This is a genomic window from uncultured Methanobrevibacter sp., assembly GCF_937906425.1.
In the GTDB taxonomy this organism is placed as follows: Archaea; Methanobacteriota; Methanobacteria; order Methanobacteriales; family Methanobacteriaceae; genus Methanobrevibacter.
Map to the genome: position 1 here is coordinate 1 of NZ_CALCYR010000097.1, position 2,309 is coordinate 2,309.

General features: G+C 32.1%; 1 protein-coding gene. It reads left to right on the top strand.

Going from position 1 to position 2,309, the window contains the following annotated elements:
• Positions 1-253 precede the first annotated feature (253 nt).
• Positions 254-2,038 carry a glutamine--fructose-6-phosphate transaminase (isomerizing) gene (gene glmS / locus Q0138_RS02510; protein ID WP_297980498.1) on the top strand — a complete coding sequence of 595 codons (1,785 nt, stop codon included), beginning with the start codon at positions 254-256 and terminating at the stop codon, positions 2,036-2,038.
• The last annotated feature ends 271 nt before the right edge of the window (positions 2,039-2,309 follow it).

Sequence of the window (2,309 nt, forward strand, 5' to 3'; positions counted from 1 at the left end):
TTTAATTTTAATTTTTACTTAGCTATTAAATTTTAAAAATTATTTCAATTTAAATTAGGATATTAAATTTAAATTTATAGAGATTAATCTAAACAAATTCCAAAAGTATTTGGAATGAAAATTTAAACAAATTCTAAAAGTCTTTAGAATAAAAAACTAAATTTTTAAAAGTTTTTAGAATGAAAATCTAAATTTCTAAAAGTCTTTAGAAAAAAATTATAAAAATACAAAAAACTATTTGTGGTGAAAGATTATGTGTGGAATTGTTGGTTGTGTTTTAAAAGACAAAAATGCTGCTCCTATTCTATTGGATTCCATCTCAAAACTTGAATATCGTGGATATGATTCAGTTGGAATAGCAACAGCTGCTGATAATAAAATAAATCTTAAAAAGGATTCTGGTAAAATCAAGGAAGTAAACTCCAAACTCAATTTATCAGACATGCCAGGTTCCTTTGGAATTGCACATGTAAGATGGGCTACCCATGGAGATCCAAGCAAAATCAATTCTCACCCTCATCTAAACAATGATGGAACAATTGCAGTTGTTCACAATGGTATTATTGAAAACTATCTTGACATAAAGGCCGACTTGGAGGCTGAAGGATATGAATTTGTATCAGATACAGACACTGAAGTCATTCCTCACCTAATTGACAAGTTCATTAAGGAAGGATCCAATCTTCAGGAAGCTGTACGTAAGGTAATAAATGTCATTGAAGGTGCATATGCACTTGCAGCTATTTATGTAGATGAGCCAAACCATATAGTTGCAACCCGTAAGGACAGTCCTCTCATTGTTGGAATTGGAGAAGATGAATATTTTGTTGCTTCAGATTATCCTGCTATTTTAAAATATACAAATAACATTGCATTTCTTGAAAAGGATGAATTGGTAATCCTTGATGAGGATGGAGTTAAATTTTTGGATGAGAATGATGAGATAATTGAAAAGGAAATTGAAGTAATTGAATGGACTCCTGAAATGGCTGAAAAGGGCGGTTATGCCCATTTCATGATTAAGGAAATCAATGAACAGGCAACTGCAATCAAAAACACTTTAGGTGAAATTGACAAGATAAGAGAAATCGTTGATGATGTTAAGGGAACAATCAACAGGGTTGTTTTTGTTGCATGCGGAACAAGTTATCACGCTTCCCTAACAGGCAAATACCTTATTGAATCATTGGTTGGAATACCAACTGAAGTATTGCTTGCATCTGAATTCAAGTATTCTGCAAAGGCATTAAATGACAAGACATTGGTTATATTCATTTCACAATCCGGTGAAACTGCAGACACATTAAAGGCGCTTGATGTTGCAAATGAGACCTCAACCACATTGGCAATAGTTAATGTGAGAGGATCTTCAGCAACCAGAAGGGCAGATTATGTGATTCAAACCCAGGCAGGTCCTGAAATAGGGGTTGCAGCTACAAAGACCTATGTAAGTCAACTTGTCGCAATATACTTATTCTCAGCATTGTTAGGTGAGGATGAGGAACTTCTTAAACGTCTTGAAAAGGTTCCATCATACATTGAAGAGATTCTTGAAAAACAGGATGAAATCAAGGATATTTCCAAAAAGTATAAGCGTGACAAGGACGCTTTCTTTATAGGCAGAGGCTATTCCTATCCTATTGCATTGGAGGGAGCATTGAAACTTAAGGAAATTTCATATATTCATGCTGAAGGTTATGCTGCTGGAGAATTGAAGCATGGTCCTATTGCATTGATTGACCGCAACATTCCTGTAATTGTTGTCATTCCTCCTGGAAGGGACCATAAGAAGATCATGAGCAATCTTCAGGAAGTTAAGGCCAGAGGCGCTGACGTTTTAGGAATCGGTGCTATAGGTGATGATGATTTAATTAAGGAATCCGATGATGTATTTTTAATAAATACTGAAGTGGATGACATATTGGCTCCTCTTGTTTATATCGTTCCTTTACAGCTGTTAAGTTATTATGTTTCTGTAATTAGGGACTTGGATCCGGACAAGCCTAAGAATTTGGCTAAATGTGTAACCGTTGAATAATTATAAAGAGTTTATTCTCTTTATTTTATTTTTTTAGTTATTTTAATGCTTTTAATTTCTTTTTTTTTACTTTTTTTTAATGCTTTTTATTTCTTTTTTTATTTTTTTAGTTATTTTCAGTGTTTTTTATTTCTTTTTTTATTTTTTTTACTTATTTTAAGGCTTTTTATTTATTTTTTTACTTATTTTATTAAAAATAAATCTTATTAGCCTTATAACATGCCTATGATAAAAGAGTAACTGTTTTATTAAAAATTAATGATTATTTAAC

Excerpts from the sequence above, each read along its gene's own strand:
- glmS (WP_297980498.1), top strand. The coding sequence starts at position 254 with ATGTGTGGAATTGTTGGTTGTGTTTTAAAAGACAAAAATGCTGCTCCT.